The organism is Streptomyces changchenzhani, from assembly GCF_039766235.1.
GTDB lineage: Bacteria > Actinomycetota > Actinomycetes > Streptomycetales > Streptomycetaceae > Streptomyces.
The window spans coordinates 151,670-170,304 of the sequence record NZ_JBDHNH010000003.1; the positions used below are offsets into that span (position 1 = coordinate 151,670).

At 70.6% G+C, this 18,635-nt stretch carries 19 protein-coding genes; 12 read left to right on the plus strand and 7 right to left on the minus strand.

Annotation, left to right across the window (positions count from 1 at the left end; genetic code table 11):
- Positions 1 to 59: 59 nt before the first annotated feature.
- The gene (locus tag ABCR94_RS12160; RefSeq protein WP_347119271.1) at positions 60 to 1,631 is read left to right on the plus strand and encodes a GMC family oxidoreductase; all 1,572 of its coding nucleotides are present in this window, start codon (positions 60 to 62) and stop codon (positions 1,629 to 1,631) included.
- Positions 1,632 to 1,734: 103 nt separating this feature from the next.
- Here the strand turns inward: ABCR94_RS12160 and ABCR94_RS12165 are convergent, their stop codons facing one another.
- The gene (locus tag ABCR94_RS12165; protein WP_347119272.1) at positions 1,735 to 4,116 is read right to left on the minus strand and encodes a penicillin acylase family protein; all 2,382 of its coding nucleotides are present in this window, start codon (positions 4,114 to 4,116) and stop codon (positions 1,735 to 1,737) included.
- A 181-nt stretch (positions 4,117 to 4,297) separates the two neighbouring features.
- Positions 4,298 to 5,584 carry a phenylacetate--CoA ligase PaaK gene (gene paaK, locus ABCR94_RS12170; RefSeq protein ID WP_347119273.1) on the minus strand — a complete coding sequence of 429 codons (1,287 nt, stop codon included), beginning with the start codon at positions 5,582 to 5,584 and terminating at the stop codon, positions 4,298 to 4,300.
- A gap of 133 nt (positions 5,585 to 5,717) precedes the next feature.
- Here paaK and ABCR94_RS12175 point away from each other — a divergent pair, with 133 nt between their 5' ends.
- From ABCR94_RS12175 to ABCR94_RS12185, 3 genes are all read left to right on the plus strand, one after another.
- Positions 5,718 to 6,014: a hypothetical protein gene (locus ABCR94_RS12175; protein ID WP_347119274.1), complete on the plus strand. Its 297-nt coding sequence runs from the start codon at positions 5,718 to 5,720 to the stop codon at positions 6,012 to 6,014.
- Between the two features lie 78 nt (positions 6,015 to 6,092).
- Positions 6,093 to 6,374: an alpha/beta hydrolase family protein gene (locus ABCR94_RS12180; protein WP_347119275.1), complete on the plus strand. Its 282-nt coding sequence runs from the start codon at positions 6,093 to 6,095 to the stop codon at positions 6,372 to 6,374.
- Between the two features lie 53 nt (positions 6,375 to 6,427).
- A complete protein-coding gene (locus ABCR94_RS12185; RefSeq protein ID WP_347119276.1) occupies positions 6,428 to 6,802 on the plus strand; it encodes a DoxX family protein in 375 nt (124 codons plus the stop codon).
- Position 6,803: 1 nt separating this feature from the next.
- On the opposite strand, the gene ABCR94_RS12190 is transcribed toward ABCR94_RS12185, so the two are convergent.
- The 3 genes from ABCR94_RS12190 to ABCR94_RS12200 form a co-directional block, all read right to left on the minus strand.
- Positions 6,804 to 7,004: a DUF4236 domain-containing protein gene (locus tag ABCR94_RS12190; protein ID WP_347119277.1), complete on the minus strand. Its 201-nt coding sequence runs from the start codon at positions 7,002 to 7,004 to the stop codon at positions 6,804 to 6,806.
- A gap of 204 nt (positions 7,005 to 7,208) precedes the next feature.
- A complete protein-coding gene (locus ABCR94_RS12195; protein ID WP_347119278.1) occupies positions 7,209 to 8,180 on the minus strand; it encodes an NAD(P)-dependent alcohol dehydrogenase in 972 nt (323 codons plus the stop codon).
- 157 nt (positions 8,181 to 8,337) lie between these two features.
- The gene (locus ABCR94_RS12200; protein WP_347119624.1) at positions 8,338 to 9,891 is read right to left on the minus strand and encodes an ATP-dependent DNA ligase; all 1,554 of its coding nucleotides are present in this window, start codon (positions 9,889 to 9,891) and stop codon (positions 8,338 to 8,340) included.
- Between the two features lie 94 nt (positions 9,892 to 9,985).
- On the opposite strand from ABCR94_RS12200, the gene ABCR94_RS12205 reads away from it, so the two are divergent.
- Entirely contained in the window at positions 9,986 to 10,423 is a 438-nt protein-coding gene (locus tag ABCR94_RS12205; protein ID WP_347119279.1) for an SRPBCC family protein, read from the plus strand.
- 32 nt (positions 10,424 to 10,455) lie between these two features.
- Here ABCR94_RS12205 and ABCR94_RS12210 read toward each other — a convergent pair whose 3' ends face one another.
- Positions 10,456 to 11,058 carry a hypothetical protein gene (locus ABCR94_RS12210; RefSeq protein WP_347119280.1) on the minus strand — a complete coding sequence of 201 codons (603 nt, stop codon included), beginning with the start codon at positions 11,056 to 11,058 and terminating at the stop codon, positions 10,456 to 10,458.
- A 125-nt stretch (positions 11,059 to 11,183) separates the two neighbouring features.
- Positions 11,184 to 12,812, minus strand: a complete 1,629-nt coding sequence (locus ABCR94_RS12215) for an acyl-CoA synthetase (RefSeq protein WP_347119281.1) — start codon at positions 12,810 to 12,812, stop codon at positions 11,184 to 11,186.
- 179 nt (positions 12,813 to 12,991) lie between these two features.
- Here ABCR94_RS12215 and ABCR94_RS12220 point away from each other — a divergent pair, with 179 nt between their 5' ends.
- The 7 genes from ABCR94_RS12220 to ABCR94_RS12250 all read left to right on the plus strand — a co-directional run bounded on the left by ABCR94_RS12220 (position 12,992) and on the right by ABCR94_RS12250 (position 18,515).
- A complete protein-coding gene (locus tag ABCR94_RS12220) occupies positions 12,992 to 13,867 on the plus strand; it encodes a crotonase/enoyl-CoA hydratase family protein (RefSeq protein ID WP_347119282.1) in 876 nt (291 codons plus the stop codon).
- A 49-nt stretch (positions 13,868 to 13,916) separates the two neighbouring features.
- A complete protein-coding gene (locus tag ABCR94_RS12225; RefSeq protein WP_347119283.1) occupies positions 13,917 to 14,861 on the plus strand; it encodes a Zn-ribbon domain-containing OB-fold protein in 945 nt (314 codons plus the stop codon).
- The gene (locus ABCR94_RS12230; protein WP_347119284.1) at positions 14,861 to 15,904 is read left to right on the plus strand and encodes a thiolase family protein; all 1,044 of its coding nucleotides are present in this window, start codon (positions 14,861 to 14,863) and stop codon (positions 15,902 to 15,904) included. The genes ABCR94_RS12225 and ABCR94_RS12230 overlap by 1 nt, the downstream gene beginning before the upstream one ends.
- Positions 15,901 to 17,064 carry a thiolase family protein gene (locus ABCR94_RS12235; RefSeq protein ID WP_347119285.1) on the plus strand — a complete coding sequence of 388 codons (1,164 nt, stop codon included), beginning with the start codon at positions 15,901 to 15,903 and terminating at the stop codon, positions 17,062 to 17,064. Before ABCR94_RS12230 ends, ABCR94_RS12235 begins: the two co-directional genes overlap by 4 nt.
- 105 nt (positions 17,065 to 17,169) lie before the next feature.
- Positions 17,170 to 17,409: a DUF397 domain-containing protein gene (locus tag ABCR94_RS12240; protein ID WP_347119286.1), complete on the plus strand. Its 240-nt coding sequence runs from the start codon at positions 17,170 to 17,172 to the stop codon at positions 17,407 to 17,409.
- Between the two features lie 36 nt (positions 17,410 to 17,445).
- Positions 17,446 to 17,844, plus strand: coding sequence for an ACT domain-containing protein (locus ABCR94_RS12245; RefSeq protein ID WP_347119287.1), 399 nt, complete (start codon positions 17,446 to 17,448; stop codon positions 17,842 to 17,844).
- A 170-nt stretch (positions 17,845 to 18,014) separates the two neighbouring features.
- On the plus strand, positions 18,015 to 18,515 hold the full coding sequence (locus tag ABCR94_RS12250; protein ID WP_347119288.1) for a hypothetical protein: 501 nt from the start codon (positions 18,015 to 18,017) through the stop codon (positions 18,513 to 18,515).
- Positions 18,516 to 18,635: the final 120 nt, after the last annotated feature.

Genomic DNA, 18,635 nt, shown 5'->3' on the forward strand with positions numbered 1-18,635 from the left:
CATCGCACCAGCCGCTTCCCGCACCCACGTTTCCTCCCCCACCGTTTCCTGGAGAGAAGATGCCGGCCGAGAGCCACCCGCAGGAGCAGTTCGACTACGTGGTCGTCGGTGGTGGTACAGCCGGGGCGGTGGTCGCCGCCCGGCTGACCGAGGACCCGGCCGTCACCGTGTGCGTACTGGAGGCGGGTCCCTCCGACGTCGGTGACGAGAACGTCCTGCGGCTCGACCAGTGGATGGGGCTGCTGGAGTCCGGCTACGACTGGGACTACCCCGTGGAGCCCCAGGACAACGGCAACAGCTTTATGCGGCACGCCCGCGCCAAGGTCCTCGGCGGCTGCTCGTCACACAACTCGTGCATCGCCTTCTGGGCGCCCGCCGAGGACCTCGACGAGTGGGCCGCCCTGGGGTGCGAGGGCTGGAGCGCCGCGGACTGCTTCCCGCTGTACAAGCGTCTTGAGACCAACGACGCCCCCGGCGACCACCACGGCCGCAGCGGCCCCGTCACCATCCGCACCGTCCCGGCCAACGACCCGTGCGGCACGGCCCTCCTGGAGGCCTGCGCCGCCGCCTCCATCCCCACCACGCCGTTCAACACCGGCACCACGGTCAAGCGCGGCGCCCACTGGTTCCAGATCAACGCCCGCCCCGACGGCACCCGTTCATCGGCCTCGGTCTCCTATCTGCACCCCGTCATGGGCAAGCGCCCCAACCTGGAGGTGCGTACCGGGCTGCACGCCAAGCGGCTGGTGCTGGACGCCGACCGGCGCTGCACCGGGGTGGAGTACCTGGCACCGGACCTCATCCATACCCGTACCGTCGGCGCGCGCCGCGAAGTGATCGTGGCCTGCGGATCGATCGACACCCCGAAGCTGCTGATGCTCTCGGGCATCGGCCCGGCCGAGCACCTGCGCGACAACGGTGTGGAGGTCCTCGTCGACTCCCCGGCGGTCGGCTCCAACCTCCAGGACCACCCGGAGGGCGTGATCATGTGGGAGGCGAAGCGGCCCATGGTCACCTCGTCCACCCAGTGGTGGGAGATCGGCATCTTCGCCGACACCGAACCCGGCCTGGACCGACCCGACTTGATGTTCCACTACGGGTCGGTGCCCTTCGATATGAACACCTACCGCCGTGGTTACCCGACCGCCGAGAACGCCTTCTGTCTCACCCCCAACGTCACCCGCGCCCGCTCCATGGGCACCGTGCGGCTGCGTACCCGCGACTTCCGCGACAAGCCGCGCGTCGACCCGCGCTACTTCACCGACGAGCACGACGTGCGGGTGATGACAGCGGGTCTGCGGCTCGCCCGGGAGATCGTCTCGCAGTCCCCGATGGCCGACTGGGCCGGGCAGGAGCTGGCTCCCGGCCTCGCCGCGCAGTCCGACGACGACCTCCTCGACTACATCCGCAAGACCCACAACACCGTCTACCACCCGGCGTGCACCGTACGGATGGGCGCCGCCGACGACCCCGGGGCCGCGCTCGACCCGCAGCTGCGGGTCAAAGGCGTGCGGGGCCTGCGGGTGGCCGACGGGTCGGTGATGCCGTTCCTGCCCGCCGTCAACCCGTGCATCACGACCATGATGATCGGCGAGAAGTGCGCCGACCTGCTCAAGGCCGACCAGGCCTGAGACCGCGACCGTCGGGTCTGACACCGCGACCGTCGGGCCTGACACCACGAACGAGGTCCGGGCCCGCCGCACCGGCGGGCCCGGACCTTCGTACGTACCCTCGTCAGCGCTCGCGCGCCCACACCACGCGCAGCTTCGGCGAGGTGAGGATGTCCTTCTCGCAGAACCGCGACGTCACCCAGCGCTCACCGGAGTACAGCTCGGTCTGGTCGCTGAAGTACGGCGATTCCGGGTTCGAGGACTGTGCGTACGTCAGCAAGGTGCGCGCCTGCGGGCACCTGCCGCCGTCCCAGCCGACGGCCTGGATGTAGCTGGAGCCCGTCGTCACCTCGGTATAGCCGCCGCCCGCCGGATTCCACACCGGCTCGACCTTGTTCCAGATGCCGAGCGACTCCGTGCCGCCGTGGATCGGGATGCGCTTTGCGTTGCGTACGACGAACTGGTGCTTGCCCAGAGGCGCGTCGAGCGCGATGCCCGCCGCCCGCAGCTCGGCGACCGCGCCGGTGAGCGCGGTGGCGAAGCCGGGCGCCGCCGTATTGAGCGTGTTCGGTGTACGCACCGGATCCGCGGCCGAGAACGGCACTTTCCACAGCTCCGCCCGCGGCACGGCCACGAGCAGCTTGCGCCAGAACCGGTCGAAGAGCAGCGCGCCCCTGCTGTCGGTGTTCACCGTGCGGTCCCAGCGCCCCAGCACATCGCAGGCCTCCTTGAGGTCCGCGGACAGTGTGGTGCACGCCTTCGCGGCATCGGCCGCGGCCAGATCACCCACGGGCGCCCGGTTGGCGAACTGCTGGCGCTGGAGGTCCGACACCTTCAGCCGGCCCTTGTCCGCCATGGCCGCCACGTCCTCGATCGCCCCGCGCGTGCGCGGCGAGCGGGGCAGGGCGATCGAACCGAAGACCCGCTCGTAACCGGTCAGCGGCCGGTCCGCGTTGGTCAGCCAGGCGCTGTCGTTGGAGTTCTCGACGTACGGCGCGTCCTTGAGCGTCGGCATCTTCGACGGTCCGAAGATGCCGGGCTGCACCGCGTCCTTGTCCGAGCCGAGCGCGCAAGCGGTACGCGAGCCGTCCAGGACTGCGACCCCGGACGTCGGATACGTCGCTCTGCCCAGCGGGGTCGAGCAGCTCTGCACCAGCTCGTCGGTGATCCTCGGCAGGACCTGCGACTGGCTGAAGAACGAGTGCCCGGCGGAATCGGCGGCGACCGTGTTCACCCAGGGCAGGCCCTGGACGCGGCGCAGCGTGTCCTGGATGTCGCGCGTGGAACGGGCCTTGGCGAAGCCCAGCGCTGTGTCGGAGCCCCGCAGATTGACGGCGTTGGGGTCATTGAGGGCGTACGCCGTCGTCGCCGACCAGGGGAGCGGCAACGCGTCTCCGAGCGCGGTGACCACGGGCCCGTACCTGGTCCACCACTGGCTGCGGGTCACCGGCGCACCGTCCTTGACCGGCACCGACACCGTCCGCTTCGTCATCCGCTCCCGCTTGCCGTCCACCAGATACGCCGTCGGGTCGGCCGGATCCAGGGTCAGTTGGTGCAGATTGAGCGTGACGCCCGTCGCGACGGTGTGGCTCCACGCCACCTTGTCGGTGAAACCGATGTTGACGACGGTCGTGCCGAGCAATGAGCCGCCGGAGACGTTCAGTTCGCCCGGGATGGTCTGCTGCGACTGCCAGAAGCGCCGCCCGCCCTGCCAGGGGTAGTGCGGGTTGCCGAGGAGCAGCCCGCGCCCGTTGGCGGTCGAACTCCCGTTGAACGCGACGGCGTTGGAGCCCATGTCGGCGTTGCCCGCGTCGAACAGCTCGCGCGCCGCCCCCGCCGCCCGCTGCGGATCCACCCCGGCAACGGGCGCGGTGCCCGGCGGCGCGGCGGCGGTGATGCCGTCGATGCCACGGCCCTGGCCGCCGAGTACGGACACCGCGAATCCGCGTCTCGCGACATCCAGCGGGGTCACCGGGCGCACCCAGTCGGCGCTGCGGCACGCCGGGTCGGTGATGCGGTTCTGCTTCAGCCAGGCGTTGTACCCGGCCGCCCAGCCGCGCATCGTGTCCTTGATCTGCCGGCTGGGTCCGGCGGGAGCGGGAGTGGCCAGCAGCTTCTCCACCGTGCCCGCCTCCCGCACCCCGGCGAAGTACAGGTCGCTGGACAGGTTCTTGGTGGCCGACGACAGCGAGCCGTCGGGCGCCGCGTCAGGGCCGAAGTACCGTGAACGCTCGCCGCGCACGGTCACGAAGCCGTCGGCGAGCGTGCACACCTGGTCGGCGGCCTGGGCCCAGCCGGTGCCGAAGCCGAGGTTCGCGTAGTCCTTGGCCACGATGTGCGGCATGCCGTACTCCGTGTAGCGGATGACGGCGGACAGCTTGCCGGAGGTGGGGTGGCGGTCACGGGGATCGGTGTCGGCGGCCGCTGCCGACGGCAGCGAAGCCGTGACGGTGGCCAGGGCGATCGAGGCGAGCGCCAGGTGTCTCAGGCGGGTTCGGAAGTGCAACGTGCCTCCCAACGTGACGGTGGTGCAGGGTGGTTGGTCCATGCACTCAGCCGGGCGGACACATGTCAACATGCCGTTCGGTATTGGGCGTCGACCCGCTCGACCCCCGGGGCGCGGCCCCACCCAGAGACCTACGGCGCTCCGGTACGTGGACCGGAGAAGCGCGAACTGCGGGACCGCTTCAGCGCGGACGGCGGTCCACGATCCGCTTGAACTTGCCCACCGACCGCTCCAGAGTCTCGGGGTCGAGGACGTCGACCCCGACCGACACCCCGATGCCGTCCTTCACGGCCGTCGCGACCGCGAGCGCGGCGGCCACCCGCTCATCGGCGGTGGCATCGGCCCTGGCCTCGGCCAGTACCGTCAGCTGATCCATCCGGCCCTCGCGGGTCAGCAGCAGCTGGAAGTGCGGGGCGAGCGCGGGTGTCCGCAGCACGATCTCCTCGACCTGGGTGGGGAAGAGATTGACCCCGCGCACGATCACCAGGTCGTCACTGCGTCCTGTGACCTTCTCCATGCGCCGGAAGACCCTGGCCGTACCCGGCAGCAGCCGTGTCAGGTCCCGCGTCCGGTAGCGGATCACCGGCATCGCCTGCTTGGTGAGCGAGGTGAAGACCAGCTCACCCTTTTCGCCGTCCGGCAGCACCTCACCCGTGATGGGGTCGACGACCTCCGGGTAGAAGTGGTCCTCCCAGATGTGCAGTCCGTCCTTCGTCTCCACGCACTCCTGCGCCACTCCGGGGCCGATCACCTCGGACAGCCCGTATATGTCGACCGCGTCGATCGCGAACCGCTCCTCGATCTCCGTGCGCATCGCCTCCGTCCACGGCTCGGCGCCGAAGATCCCGACCTGCAGGGAGGTGGAGCGCGGATCGACGCCCTGGCGTTCGAACTCGTCGAGCAGGGTGAGCATGTACGACGGCGTCACCATGATGACCTCGGGGCGGAAGTCCTGAATCAGTTGCACCTGGCGCGCGGTCATGCCGCCGGAGGCCGGGATGACGGTGCAGCCGAGCCGCTCGGCCCCGTAGTGCGCGCCGAGCCCGCCGGTGAACAGCCCGTATCCGTACGCCACATGCACCTTGTGGCCGGGACGTCCGCCGGCCGCGCGGATCGAGCGCGCGACCATGTCGGCCCACATGTCCAGATCGTCCTCGGTGTAGCCGACGACGGTCGGACGGCCCGTGGTGCCGCTGGAGGCGTGGATGCGGCGGATCGAGGACTGGGGGACGGCGAACATGCCGAAGGGGTAGTTGTCGCGCAGATCGGCCTTGGCGGTGAACGGGAAGCGGGCCAGGTCGGCGAGCGAGACGCAGTCCTCGGGGCGCAGCCCTGCCTTGTCGAACGACTGCCGGTAGAACGGCACATGGTCGTACGCGTGGCGCAGACTCGTCCGCAGCCGCCCCAGTTGCAGCGCTTCGAGTTCTTCGCGGCCGAGCTGTTCCGCCGCGTCCAGCAGTACCGCCATGGGCAACTCTCCGTCCAAACCGGACGACCGATCATTCGGTCGATCTTCTGGAGGATCAGTAATTCAGCAGCCCGACCGTGCGTCAAGGCATGCGACCGGCCCGGCTTCCGGAGGGCCTGAGAGGATCTTCGGCATGGGAATGCTCGGCACGCGCGACGGCACGGAACCCGGCTACCGCCTGGTGGGGGAGGGGGAGCCGCTGATCTGCCTGCCGGACGGCGCGCCGAGCCCGTCGGGGTGCCCCGGGGACTTCGGAGGGCTGGGCGCGCACCGGCAGCTGGTCCTTCTCGACCGGTGCGGCGCCGCCAAATCCGCGGCCCCGGCGAGCCCGTCGACGTACCACGCCCCGACCGTCGACGACATCGAGGCACTGCGCCGAGCGGGTGGGCCTGCTGCCCGACGCCGAGCTTGTGGTCCTGCCCGGCGGTGACGGCCTGCCGTGGGACGCCGACCGGGGCGGGTTCCACCGGGCCGTGATTTCCTTCCTCGATCCGGAGGTGCTCACCGTGTGGGCGAACGGCCTGCGGATGGCGTGGGCGGCGCGGTCGCCGCACTGGTGGCGCAGGCGTATCCGGAGCGGGTCGGGCGGCTCGTCATAGAGGAGCCCCCGCCGTTCCCGGCCGACCCGAGGCGTCCGGACCCGGTGCGCACGGACGAGGTGCTCGACTACGACTGGGGCGTGGTCGTCGAGACCGACGCGCAGTACAACGACCCGGATCCGCCGAATCCGCTGATTTCGCCGAATCGGCTACTGACGAGACGTCTAGTAATGCGGTCTACTGGCAGGTAATAATCGTGCTGCTGTCCGCCGCCCCCCATCTCCGACCGCCCAGGAGGCCCCAGTTGCCCGCCACCGAACGTTCCGCACAGCTGCTCGTCGGTCTCCTCGCCGCGGCGGGTGCGGCCCACGCCGTGGCGCCGAAGCCGTTCGACGCCACCATCCCGGAGGCGCTGCCGGGCAGCGCCCGCGCCTGGACCCGGGGCAGCGGGGTGGTGGAGCTGCTGCTCGCGGCGGGCGTGGCGGTGCCGCGTACCCGGCGGGTGAGCGCGCTCGCCACCGCGGTCTTCTTCGCGGCCGTCTTCCCCGCCAACGTGAAGATGGCGTACGACTGGCGGCACAAGGAGGCCCCGCTGAAGGCTCTCGCCTACGCACGGCTCCCGCTGCAGGTGCCGCTGGTCCTGTGGGCGGCGAAGGTCGGCAGGGACGCGGCCCGCTGAGTCAGCGCGACTTGCGGGTACGGGTCGTCTTCCGCCAGCCGAAGGGACCCGGCAGGTCCATGGAAGTGGTGCGGCGGCCCGTGCTGCTCGTTGTGCGGCGTGGGCCGTGCCGGCCGCCGGTGGTGATGGACCAGGAGCGGCGGTTGATGTTCAGCCGCACGCCGGGGAGGATCCGGAAGCTCTTACGGAAGGTGATCGCCATGGTCTGCATCCTCGCGTCGGGGGTGTGATGCCCTACGTGTTACCGGCGTTGGCGTGAACCATGCGCCGCGGACCAATGAACTCCAGCAGCACGAACCCGGCGAACACCGCCTTTCGCGCCCGTATTCGGGCCGCGCCCAGCGCCAACTTGCCGACGGGCACGGCCGATCCGACCGATCCGACCGAGCGGATGTCGCACGGCCCGTCAGACGCGGACGACGATCTTGCCCCGCGGGTGGCCCTCCCTGAGGTGGTGGATGGCGGCGCGGACGTCGGCCAGCGGGTAGGTGCGGTCGATGACGGGTGTCACCGATCCGGCCTCGATGAGCTCCGTGAGAAGCGCCAGGTCGCTGTGGCGCTGGGTGGCGACGAGCCCGCGCAGCCGGTGGCCGACGAACGGTGACAGCAGGACCGCCCCCAACTCCCGGTGGGTACCGCCGATCCAGGTGCCGCCGCCCTCGCCGCCGACGATGACGAGGGTTCCGCGCGGGGTGAGGGCTCTGCGCAACCGCGCGAGGGGGCGGTTGCCCCCGGTGTCGACGACGAGGTCGTAGCGGTGGGCGCCGTCGGTGGGGTCCTCCTGGGTGTAGTCGATGACCTCGTCGGCGCCGATGGAGCGGACCAGGTCCGTGTTGGCGGTGCTGCAGACGCCGGTGACCTGGGCGCCGAAGGCCTTGGCCAGCTGTACGGCGAATGTGCCCACGCCGCCCGACGCGCCGATGACGAGGACCCGCCGGCCGGACTTCAGACGTCCGCCGTCGCGCAGGGCCTGGAGTGCGGTGCACGCGGAGACCGGGACCGCTGCCGCCTGCTCGAAGTCGAGGTTCGCGGGCTTCGGTGCGAGGCTGTCCTCCTTGGCGCACGCGTATTCGGCGAACGCCCCCTTGCCGGAGCCGTACACCTCGTCGCCCGGCCGGAACCGGGTCACGCCCGGACCGACCGCCTCCACCCGCCCCGCGACGTCCGTGCCCCGGACGCGGGCCTTGGGGGCTTGCAGGCCGAAGCCCGCGGCGCGGAGCAGGTACGGGCGGCCCGTCGTGAGATGCCAGACGCCCGGATCGATGGACGAGGCCTGAACCTTGATGAGGACCTCGCCCCGGCCGGCGACCGGTTGCGCGACCTCGTCGAGGCGCAGGACCTCGGGCGGTCCGTAGATGTCGTGAACGATGGCCTTCATGGGGTCTCCGTACGTTGTTGGGCGGCGCCGAGCGAGATGTCCGGCTCCCCATGTAAAGAAAACCTGACACTCAGGAGTGTTAAGCACCTCCGACATGGTGTCAAGTGTTCTTTACCTCGGGAGCGAGGGGAGCGAGAGGGGGAAGGGGGCCGTCCCACTACGGCTCCGGCTGCTCCTCGGCCAGGACCGGCCCCGACGCGAGCACCGTCTCGACGGTGTCCGCCTCGGCCGCCGCCTTGTCCTCCCGGTAGCGCACCACCCGTGCGAACCGGAGCGTGACCCCTTCCGGATAGCGTGTGGACCGCTGGAGCCCGTCGTATGCGATCTCGACGACAAGCTCCGGGCGTACGGTCACCACGTAGCCCTTCTCGGCCGTCGCCAGCTCCTGCAAACGCTTCGTCTGCCAGGCCAGCGTCACATCGGTGAGCCCCTTGAACGTCTTGCCGAGCATCGCGAACGTCCCGTCGGGCCGGCGCGCGCCCAGATGCAGGTTGGACAGCTTCCCGGTCCGCCGGCCGTGGCCCCATTCGGCGGCCAGCACCACCAGATCCAAGGTGTGGACCGGCTTCACCTTGAGCCACGAGGCGCCGCGCCGTCCCGCCTGGTAGGGCGCGTCCAGCGCCTTGAACACCACCCCTTCGTGACCGCGCTCAAGCGTCCGCGCCCAGAACTCGTCCACCGCGGCCCGGTCGTCGGCGCCCGCCACCACTGTCCGGCGTACCCGCATCGGTTCGGGAACGAGCCCGGTCAGCCGATAGTGGCGCTCCCGGTACGGCAGGTCCAGCAGGACCTCCCCGTCGAGAGCCAGTACGTCGAAGAACACGGGCGACAGGGGCAGCGCCGCACGGGCCGCCGCCACATCGAGGCGCGAGCCGACCCGCCCCGCGATGTCCTGGAAGGGTAGGGGTCGGCCGCCAGCGTCGAATGCGATGACTTCGCCGTCGAGAATGAAGGAATCGGAGCTCAACTCCATTGCTGAGGAGGTGAGTTCGGGCACCCGGTTGGTGATGTCGTCCAGGGTGCGGGTGAAGACGCGTACCTCTTCGCCGTCGCGGTGCACCTGCACTCGGATGCCGTCCAGCTTCTCCTCCACGGCGCACGGGCCGAGCTTCTCGACCGCCGCACCCACCCCGGCCGCCGGGCTCGCCAGCATCGGCGGCACGCCACGCCCCACCCGCAGGCTGAATTCGGCGAGTGCCGCCGGGCCCCGGCTGAGCAGCGCCCGGCCGACCTCGACGAGGGAGCCGCCCAGCATCACCGCCCGGCGCACGGCCGCCGCCGGTGCCTCGGCGGCGGCGGCCAGACCTTCCGCGGCCAGCGCGTCCAGGGCGCCCTGCCGCACCTCGCCGGTGAGCAGCCCCGTCAGGAAACGCTGCTCACCGGCCGTCGCCGACCTCATCAACTCCCGCACCAGGCCGCCTCGCTCGGCCTGCGCGCCGCGCCCGCTGACCGCCGCGAACGCGGTCAGCGTCGCGTCCATCTCGCGCAGCGTCAGCGAGGGCCCGGTGGCCGGGGCGACGGGCTCGCTCAGCAGGCTCCAGCCGATCCCGATCCGGCCCTGGGGCAGCCGGCCCGCCAGATAGGCGATGGCGATCGGTACGTCGTCGGGTTCCGCGGCCCGGAAGAGCTCCGCCAGCAGCGCGGTCTTCCCCGAGCGCGCCGAGGTCGAGGTGATCTCCTGGGAGACCCGGGCGAGTGTGGCCAGCAGCATGCCCTCATCCTGCAACGGCATCCGTCGTCCCGCAGGCCTGGAGGGTGCCGTTCGGAGCCGGCCTTGTCCGAACGGCACCCCCTAAGCTCGCGCTGTGGCCCTCTTCCGTATCGAACGACGCACCCACCTGTCCGCCGCCGAGGCCTGGCGCCGCCTGACCGCGTGGGAACGCCACGGCGCACAGGTCCCCCTCACTCGGGTCACGGTCAGCACGCCGTCGCCGACCGGCCCGGGGACGGTGTTCGTGGCCCGCACGGGCCCCGGTCCGCTCGGGTTCGACGACCCGATGGAGGTGGTGTGCTGGGAGCCGCCGCAGGCGGACGGCCCGGGGCGCTGCCGGCTGGAGAAGCGCGGCTCCGTCGTGCTGGGGTGGGCCGAGTTCGATGTGCGGCCCGTGCCCGGCGGCGCCCGCGTCGTCTGGACGGAGGATCTGCGCATCCGTGGGCTTCCCGGGGTGTTCGACGGGGCGATCGTGCGCGCGGGCCGGCTGCTCTTCGGCCGCGAGCTGAAGAGCCTGCTGGGCAATCCGTAGGGCGCGCGGGCGACCCGCCGAACGCCGGGGGCTCAGCTGATGTCGATGTGGACGTTGTACGTGATCCCCCGGATGCTGACGAACAGGTTGCCCTGCCTGCCGCGGCGCGCCAGCGTCGCACCGACGCTGCCCTTGCCCTTCTCCTCCTTGTTCTCGACCGGCAGCCACCGGAACGACTGGAACTGCGTCAGCCCCTGGCCCGAGGCCCAGGTGCCCAGCGTCTTCCAGCTCGCGCCGAGTGCTTCGAACGCCGTTTCGGTCATAGTCGCGCCGTAACTGAAGTCCACCGGGGACCCCGCGATGTACTGGGCCCGGCACTGGCTCGCGATGTTCTGGACGGCGCCGCCAATCGTGGCTGTACGACCCGACAGCGTGCCCCACTGTGTGGCGATCGCGTCACGGCGGGCCGTCTTGTTCGTCTCGCTCCGCAGCTCCTGCAGGTCGGTGAGCAGCGTGGCTTCCGCCACGGCGATGCCCTCCTTGGGGTCGCAGGCGATCCGCAGCGTCGTGGCCCAGGTGCTGTCGGACACCAGCGCCCGGTCGAGGTCGATGCTCTTGGTGTACTCCAGCATCAGATCCTTGGCCTCGGTCTCGTTCTCCGCGTACAGCACGCCCTTGCCCGATTTCTTCGGCATGGCCCCTCCGATTCGCGCCAGTATTTGCCCGATTGCTCGCAGCGTCCCACCGGAGGCGGCGGAAGTCACCGGGGGCGACAGGAGGAGTCTCGGCAGAGGGAGAACCGACGGCCCTGAGGGGACGCCTACCGGCCGCCGGTGCCCGCCGCGACCGTCCGGGCCCACCGGTAGTCCGCCTTGCCGCTCGGCGAGCGCTGGATCTGCGGCGCTATCACCAGCTGCCGGGGAATCTTGTACCCCGCGAGCCGGGTCCGGCAGTGCGTCTGGATGTCGTCGAGGCTCGGCTCGCCCGCTCCTTCGCGCAGCTGCACCACGGCCGCCACATGGTTGCCCCACTTCTCGTCGGGGACACCGGCGACCAGTGCGTCGTACACATCGGGATGGGACTTGAGCGCCTGCTCGACCTCTTCCGGGTAGACCTTCTCGCCCCCGGTGTTGATGCACTGAGAGCCGCGGCCCAGGACGGTGACGATGCCCTCGTCGTCGACGGTCGCCATGTCGCCGAGCAGCACCCAGCGCTCGCCGTCCGCCTGGAAGAACGTCTCGGCGGTCTTCTTCGGGTCGTTGTAGTAGCCCAGCGGTACGTGCCCGCGCTGGGCGATGCGGCCCACCTCGCCGACCGCGACCGGCGCGTATGTCGCCGGATCGACCACCGCCGTACGGGAGTTGACGCGCAGCCTGAAGCCCTTCTCGGGCCCGGAGTCGTCGGTCGCCGTGCCGTTGAAGCCGGACTCGGAGGACCCGAAGTTGTTCAGCAGCATCACCGTCGGGACCAGTGCCTGAAATTGTGCGCGCACCGTCTCCGACATGATCGCGCCCGACGACGAGACGCTGAACATCGAGGAGCAGTCGGTGCCCTTCATGGGCCCGTTCAGCACGTCGATCAGTGGCCGCAGCATCGCGTCACCGACCAGCGACACGCTGGTGACCTTCTCCTTCTCGATCGTACGGAGCACCTCTTCGGGCGCGAACTTGCGGTGGATGACGATCCGTTGGCCGAAGAAGAAGCCGATGAACGCGGTGAGGGTGGAGGTGCCGTGCATCAGTGGGGGAGTGGGGAAGAAGGTGATCCCGTCGCCGCCGGCCGCCACCCGCTCGGCCAGTTCCTGGGGGGACTTCACCGGCTCGCCGGTCGGTGCGCCGCCGCCGAGCCCCGAGAAGAACAGGTCCTCCTGGCGCCACATGACGCCCTTGGGCATGCCCGTGGTGCCGCCGGTGTAGATGATGAACTGGTCGTCGGCCGACCGTGGTCCGAAGCCCCGCGCCCCGGATGCCGCCGTCTCGGCCTCTGCGAACGGCACGGGCGGTACGGCAGGTTCGGGGGCGCCGGGCGGCGCGGTGCCCACCCGCACCAGATGCCGGAGCTTGGAGGTCCGCGGCAGGGCGGCCGCGACCCGCTCGGTGAACTCGGCGTCGAAGACGAGCGCCGCCAGGTCCGCGTCCCGGTAGAGGTAGATCAACTCATCTTTCACGTAACGGTAGTTGACGTTGACCGGCACGATGCGTGCCTTGAGGCAGCCCAGCACGGTCTGCAGATACTCGATGCCGTTGTACAGGTGCAGGCCCAGGTGCTCGCCCGGCTTGATGCCCGCGTCGATCAGGTGGTGTGCGACACGGTTGGCGGCCGCGTCCAGCTCGGCGTACGTGAGCCGGCGCTCCGCGCCCGTCCCGGGATGGTCGATGTACACGAGCGCCTCGCGGTCCGGGACCACGTCGACGACCGACTCGAACAGGTCGGCAAGGTTGTACTCCACCGTTCCTCCTGACTGACCCGGGGGCGATCCGGCACGACTGGCTCGACGGTCATCAGAGCAAAGCCCGCCTCAAGTGGGAAGGGCCTGCACCGAAGAAATCTGACTGACTGTCAGAAAACTATTGAACTGGACCCCGCCCTCCTGCAACCTGTTCCACGTCCGACGACGGGAGGATGGTCATGAGTGGTACGGAAAGCCCCGGTGCGGAAAGCCTCGCCACGGAAGGCCTGAGTTCGGAAAGCCTCAGTTCGGAAAGCCTCGGTACGGAACACCTCACCGTGCGGCGCGAAGGCGCCACCCTGGTGCTCACCCTGAACAGGCCCGAGGCGAAGAACGCCCTCTCACTGCCGATGCTGGTCGGCCTGTACGACGGCTGGCTCGCCGCCGACGAGGACGACACGGTCCGCTCGATCGTGCTGACCGGCGCCGGAGGGGACTTCTGCGCGGGCATGGACCTCAAGGCACTCGCGGGCGACTCGATGGGCGGCGAGCAGTACCGGGACCGCATGAAGGCCGACCCCGACCTGCACTGGAAGGCGATGCTGCGCCACCACCGCCCCCGCAAACCGGTGATCGCCGCCGTCGAGGGCTACTGCGTGGCGGGCGGCACGGAGATCCTCCAGGGCACCGACATCAGGGTCGCGGGCGAGAGCGCCACCTTCGGTCTCTTCGAGGTCAAACGCGGCCTCTTCCCGATCGGCGGCTCGACCGTGCGCCTGCCCCGCCAGATCCCGCGCACCCACGCCCTGGAGATGCTGCTCACCGCCCGCCCGTACAGCGCCGAGGAGGCCCGGGGCATCGGGCTCATCGGCCATGTCGTGCCGGACGGCGCCGCCCTGGAGAAGGCCTTGGCCATCGCCGAGCAGGTCAACGCCTGCGGCCCACTCGCCGTGGAGGCGGTGAAGGCATCGGTGTACGAGACGGCGGAGATGACCGAGACCGACGGCCTCACCGCCGAACTCGAACGCGGCTGGCCGATCTTCGCCACCGACGACGCCAAGGAGGGCTCCCGCGCCTTCGCCGAGAAGCGTCCCCCCGTCTACCGGCGCGCCTGACGGACGCAGGCCCTGAGGGCCTGCGTCCGACCCGACCCAAGGAGTGACCGTGCCCGAAGTCCTCAGTGCCCCCCTCGTCGTCGAGTTCCCCTTCACCCGCTCGCTCGGTCCCGTCCAGAGCGCCTTCCTCACCGGCCTGCGCGAACGCACCGTGCTGGGTGTGCGCAGCGCCGACGGCAAGGTGCTCGTACCGCCCGTCGAGTACGACCCGGTGACCGCCGAGGAGATCCGCGACCTGGTCGAGGTCGCCCCCACAGGCACCGTCACCACCTGGGCCTGGAACCCGAGCCCGCGCCGCTTCCAGCCCCTGAGCACACCCTTCGCCTGGGTCATGGTGAAGCTCGACGGCGCCGACACCGCCCTCCTGCACGTCCTCGACGCCCCGGACGCGGACGCCGTGCGCACCGGGATGCGCGTCCGGGTCCGCTGGGCGGGCGAACGCAGCGGCGCCATCACCGACATCGCCTGCTTCGAGCCGTACGACGGCGAGGCGGCCACCGGGGCCGCCCCGCACGACGGACTGTTCGAGAACCTGGTCACCGGCATCGTCACCCCCGCCCGCCTCGACTACACCTACAGCCCCGGCCGCGCCCCCACCGACTACATCAACGCGCTCGCCGAACGGCGCACCGTCGGCGAGCGCTGCCCCTCCTGCCGCAAGGTCTACGTCCCACCCCGCGGCGCCTGCCCCACCTGCGGCATCGCCACCGAGGAACGGGTCGAGGTCGGCCCGCGCGGCACCGTCACCACCTTCTGCATCGTCAACATCAAAGCCAAGAACCTGGACATCGAAGTGCCTTACGTCTACGGCCACATCGCCCTCGACGGAGCCGACCTCGCCCTGCACGGCCGCATCGGCGGCATCCCCTACGACCAGGTGCGGATGGGCCTGCGCGTCGAACCGGTATGGACCGAAGGCAGCAGCCATCCCGACCACTACCGGCCCACCGGCGAGCCCGACGCCGACTACGACGTCTACAAGGAGCTGATCTGATGCGCGAGGTGGCCATCGTCGCCTTCGGACAGAGCGACCACAGGCGGCGCACCGACGAGCTCTCGGAAGTCGAGATGCTCATGCCCGTACTGCACGACGTACTGGGGCAGACCGGACTGAAGACCAGCGACATCGACTTCACCTGCTCGGGATCGAGCGACTATCTCGCGGGCCGCGCCTTCTCCTTCACCATGGCCCTGGACGGCGTCGGCGCCTGGCCGCCGATCTCCGAGTCCCATGTCGAGATGGACGGCGCCTGGGCGCTGTACGAGGCCTGGGTCAAGATCTTGACCGGCGACGCCGACACTGCGCTGGTCTATGCGTACGGGAAGTCCTCGCCCGGCGAGCTGCGCGACGTACTGACCCGCCAGCTCGACCCGTACTACGTCGCCCCGCTGTGGCCCGACTCGGTGTCGCTCGCCGCGCTCCAGGCGCAGGCACTCATCGACGCCGGGGACACCGACGAGCGGGCCCTCGCAGGCGTCGCCGCCCGCAGCCGCGCTGCGGCCGAGGCCAATCCGCACGCCCAGCTCAGGGGCTCAGTCGCGGCAGGTGACTACCTCGTACATCCGCTGCGCAAGGGCGACTGCCCGCCCATCGGCGACGGCGCCGCCGCCGTGATCCTCGCGGCCGGCGACACAGCGCGCAGGCTCTGCGCACGCCCCGCGTGGATCCGCGGCATGGACCACCGCATCGAGGCGCACAGCCTCGGCGTGCGCGACCTCACCGACTCACCTTCGGCCCGGCTTGCCGCCGAGCGGGCGGGCGCCTTCGAACGGCCCGTCGACACCGCCGAGTTGCATGCGCCCTTCACCTCGCAGGAGGTCGTGCTGCGCAAGGCCCTGCGCCTCGACGACAGCGTCAACGTCAACCCGTCGGGCGGAGCGCTCGCCGCCAACCCCGTCATGGCGGCCGGCCTCATCCGCCTCGGCGAGGCCGCGGCCCGCATCCACCGCGGCCAGTCCGACCGCGCCCTCGCCCACGCCACATCGGGCCCGTGTCTGCAACAGAACCTGGTCGCCGTCCTGGAGGGGGAGTCATGAAAGAGCCTGTGGCCGTCGTCGGCATCGGCCAGACCAAGCATGTCGCGGCCCGCCGCGACGTCTCGATCGCGGGCCTGGTCCGCGAGGCCGCCCAAGCAGCCCTCCTGGACGCCCAGTTGACCTGGGCGGACATCGACGCGGTCGTCATCGGCAAGGCCCCGGACTTCTTCGAGGGCCTGATGATGCCCGAGCTCTATCTCGCCGACGCGCTCGGCGCCGTGGGCAAGCCGATGCTGCGGGTGCACACCGCGGGCTCGGTCGGCGGCTCCACCGCGCTCGTCGCCGCGAACCTGATCGCCGCCCGCGTCCACGGCACGGTCCTCACGCTCGCCTTCGAGAAACAGTCCGAGTCCAACGCCATGTGGGGCCTGTCGCTGCCCGTTCCCTTCCAGCAGCCGCTGCTGGCCGGGGCCGGGGGCTTCTTCGCCCCGCACATCCGCGCGTACATGCGGCGCACCGGCGCACCGGACACGGTGGGCTCCCTCGTCGCCTACAAGGACCGCCGCAACGCCCTGAAGAACCCGTACGCGCACCTGCACGAGCACGACATCACCCTGGAGAAGGTCCAGGCGTCCCCGATGCTCTGGGACCCCGTCCGCTACTCCGAGACCTGCCCGTCCTCCGACGGCGCGTGCGCCATGATCCTCACCGACCGCACGGGCGCCGCCCGTTCACCGCACCCGCCCGCCTGGGTGCACGGCGGGGCGATGCGCAGCGAGCCGACCATGTTCGCCGGCAAGGACTTCGTCTCGCCGCAGGCGGGCAAGGACTGCGCGGCCGACGTCTACCGGCAGGCCGGGATCACCGACCCGCGCCGCGAGATCGACGCCGTCGAGATGTACGTGCCGTTCTCCTGGTACGAGCCGATGTGGTTGGAGAATCTTGGGTTCGCCGCCGAGGGCGAGGGCTGGAAGCTCACCGAGTCGGGCGCCACCGAACTCGACGGTGACCTGCCCGTGAACCCGTCGGGCGGCGTCCTGTCCACCAACCCCATCGGCGCCTCCGGGATGATTCGCTTCGCCGAGGCCGCGCTCCAGGTCCGGGGTCAGGCGGGCGAGCACCAGGTGGACGGCGCCCGCAAGGCCCTTGGCCACGCCTACGGCGGCGGCGCCCAGTTCTTCGCGATGTGGCTGGTCGGGGCCGATTCACCGGCCGGCTGAGCACCCTGCGCCGCCGGACGGGTCACGGCACTCCTGCCGAGGCCTGTCCGGGACCGGTGGCGATCGCTAGTCTGACCCACGGACGACGAACCGGGAGGAGCAGACGTGGCCGAGAGCATCACTCAGCAGCGGCGTGCGGGCTGGGACAAGCCGGAGCTGGATCTGAGCAAAGCGGACTGGCAGTCGAGCAGTCAGGGGGCCGGCGATGTCCAGATCGCCTTCGTCGAGGGATTCATCGCGATGCGCAACGCCACCAAACCCGGCAGCCCTTCATTGATCTTCAACCCGGCCGAGTGGCGAGCCTTCGTACTGAACGCCCGCGACGGCGAGTTCGACCTCACCTGACGCGCCCCCTGTCGTGGCCGCCGTAGCCTGGCGGTCATGAGCGGCGAACAGGACCTGAGGAAACTACTGAGCGGCATGCGGCCCGAACTGAACCCGGGCCGGTATGTCTTTACCACCGTCGAGGGTGACGTCCCACCGGGCCTGGTGCCGGTCGTCACCGTGACGGAGCCGGAGGGCCTGACTCTCGTCGTACGCAAGGAGGACGCCGACGCGGCCGACCTGCCGTACGACTACGAGGCGGGCTGGATCACCCTGCGTGTGCACTCCGCGCTGGAGGCCGTCGGCCTCACCGCCGCAGTCTCCCGCGAGCTGGCCGAAGCGGGGGTGAGCTGCAATGTTGTCGCGGGCTTCCACCACGATCACCTCTTCGTGCCCCACGAGCGGGCCGCCGGGGCCGTCGCGCTCCTAGAGGCGCTGGCGGAGCGCTCCGCCTAGGAGGTGCCCGGTCGATCTCCGCGGCAGATGTGCGTGTCAGACCCCGCGACGCCACGGAGATCGACCGGACACCCGCTAGGAGCGGAGAGCCGCCCGGCGGGGCGCGGGGCCGTCCACGGAGTGGGACGCCCCGGCTCCGGCGGGCCGCCCCGGCCACGTACCATGGCTGCATGTCCTTCCTCCGCCGCCGCCCCGCCGCCACACCTGCCGGCCCGGACTTCGACGTCCTGGCCATGGACCCGGGGGACTGGCCGGGCAACCTCGGAGCGGGCCTGCTCCCCGCCTCCGACGGAAGCTGTCAGGGCGTTTTCCTGCGCTACGACCTGTTCGGCGGCCGCGGCCCCGCGATGGTCATCGGCAACCTGCCCGAGGGCTCCTCGGCCCGCGACCTCGTCGACGGGCAGGTGCCCTTCGAGGTGGCACAGCTGCTCGCGGCGCTGGAGAACGACGAGCCCGTCGAGGTGGTGAGCACCGAGGACATGCCGGTCATGCAGGGCGACAACCTCCTGATCGTGCGCCGCCTCAAGCTCTCCGAAAGCCGCATCTCCTGCGTGCAGTTCGACCGCAGCGACAATGTCCTCGTCACCATCGCCAGCTGGGACCGGCCGATCACCGACGACCTGTACACGCTGCTCAAGCCGCTGCCGGCCCAGATGTTCCAGCAGGGCTGACCGCCCGCCCGCGCACCTCCCGCACCGCACTCCCTCCACTTTCGTCCAAGGACCGGCCCTGTTTGGTCAAGGGCCGGTCCTTCGCGCATCTTGTCCTGCCAGTCATTGGACCTTTAGCGT

What these genes read in the sequence shown, in the direction of transcription:
- ABCR94_RS12160 (WP_347119271.1), top strand. Translation starts at nt 60, where the DNA reads ATGCCGGCCGAGAGCCACCCGCAGGAGCAGTTCGACTACGTGGTCGTC.
- paaK (WP_347119273.1), bottom strand. Translation starts at nt 5,584, where the DNA reads ATGGCGGTACTGCTGGACGCGGCGGAACAGCTCGGCCGCGAAGAACTC.
- ABCR94_RS12175 (WP_347119274.1), top strand. Translation starts at nt 5,718, where the DNA reads ATGGGAATGCTCGGCACGCGCGACGGCACGGAACCCGGCTACCGCCTG.
- ABCR94_RS12190 (WP_347119277.1), bottom strand. Translation starts at nt 7,004, where the DNA reads ATGGCGATCACCTTCCGTAAGAGCTTCCGGATCCTCCCCGGCGTGCGG.
- ABCR94_RS12195 (WP_347119278.1), bottom strand. Translation starts at nt 8,180, where the DNA reads ATGAAGGCCATCGTTCACGACATCTACGGACCGCCCGAGGTCCTGCGC.
- ABCR94_RS12200 (WP_347119624.1), bottom strand. Translation starts at nt 9,891, where the DNA reads ATGCTGCTGGCCACACTCGCCCGGGTCTCCCAGGAGATCACCTCGACC.
- ABCR94_RS12210 (WP_347119280.1), bottom strand. Translation starts at nt 11,058, where the DNA reads ATGCCGAAGAAATCGGGCAAGGGCGTGCTGTACGCGGAGAACGAGACC.
- ABCR94_RS12220 (WP_347119282.1), top strand. Translation starts at nt 12,992, where the DNA reads ATGAGTGGTACGGAAAGCCCCGGTGCGGAAAGCCTCGCCACGGAAGGC.
- ABCR94_RS12230 (WP_347119284.1), top strand. Translation starts at nt 14,861, where the DNA reads ATGCGCGAGGTGGCCATCGTCGCCTTCGGACAGAGCGACCACAGGCGG.
- ABCR94_RS12235 (WP_347119285.1), top strand. Translation starts at nt 15,901, where the DNA reads ATGAAAGAGCCTGTGGCCGTCGTCGGCATCGGCCAGACCAAGCATGTC.
- ABCR94_RS12245 (WP_347119287.1), top strand. Translation starts at nt 17,446, where the DNA reads ATGAGCGGCGAACAGGACCTGAGGAAACTACTGAGCGGCATGCGGCCC.
- ABCR94_RS12250 (WP_347119288.1), top strand. Translation starts at nt 18,015, where the DNA reads ATGTCCTTCCTCCGCCGCCGCCCCGCCGCCACACCTGCCGGCCCGGAC.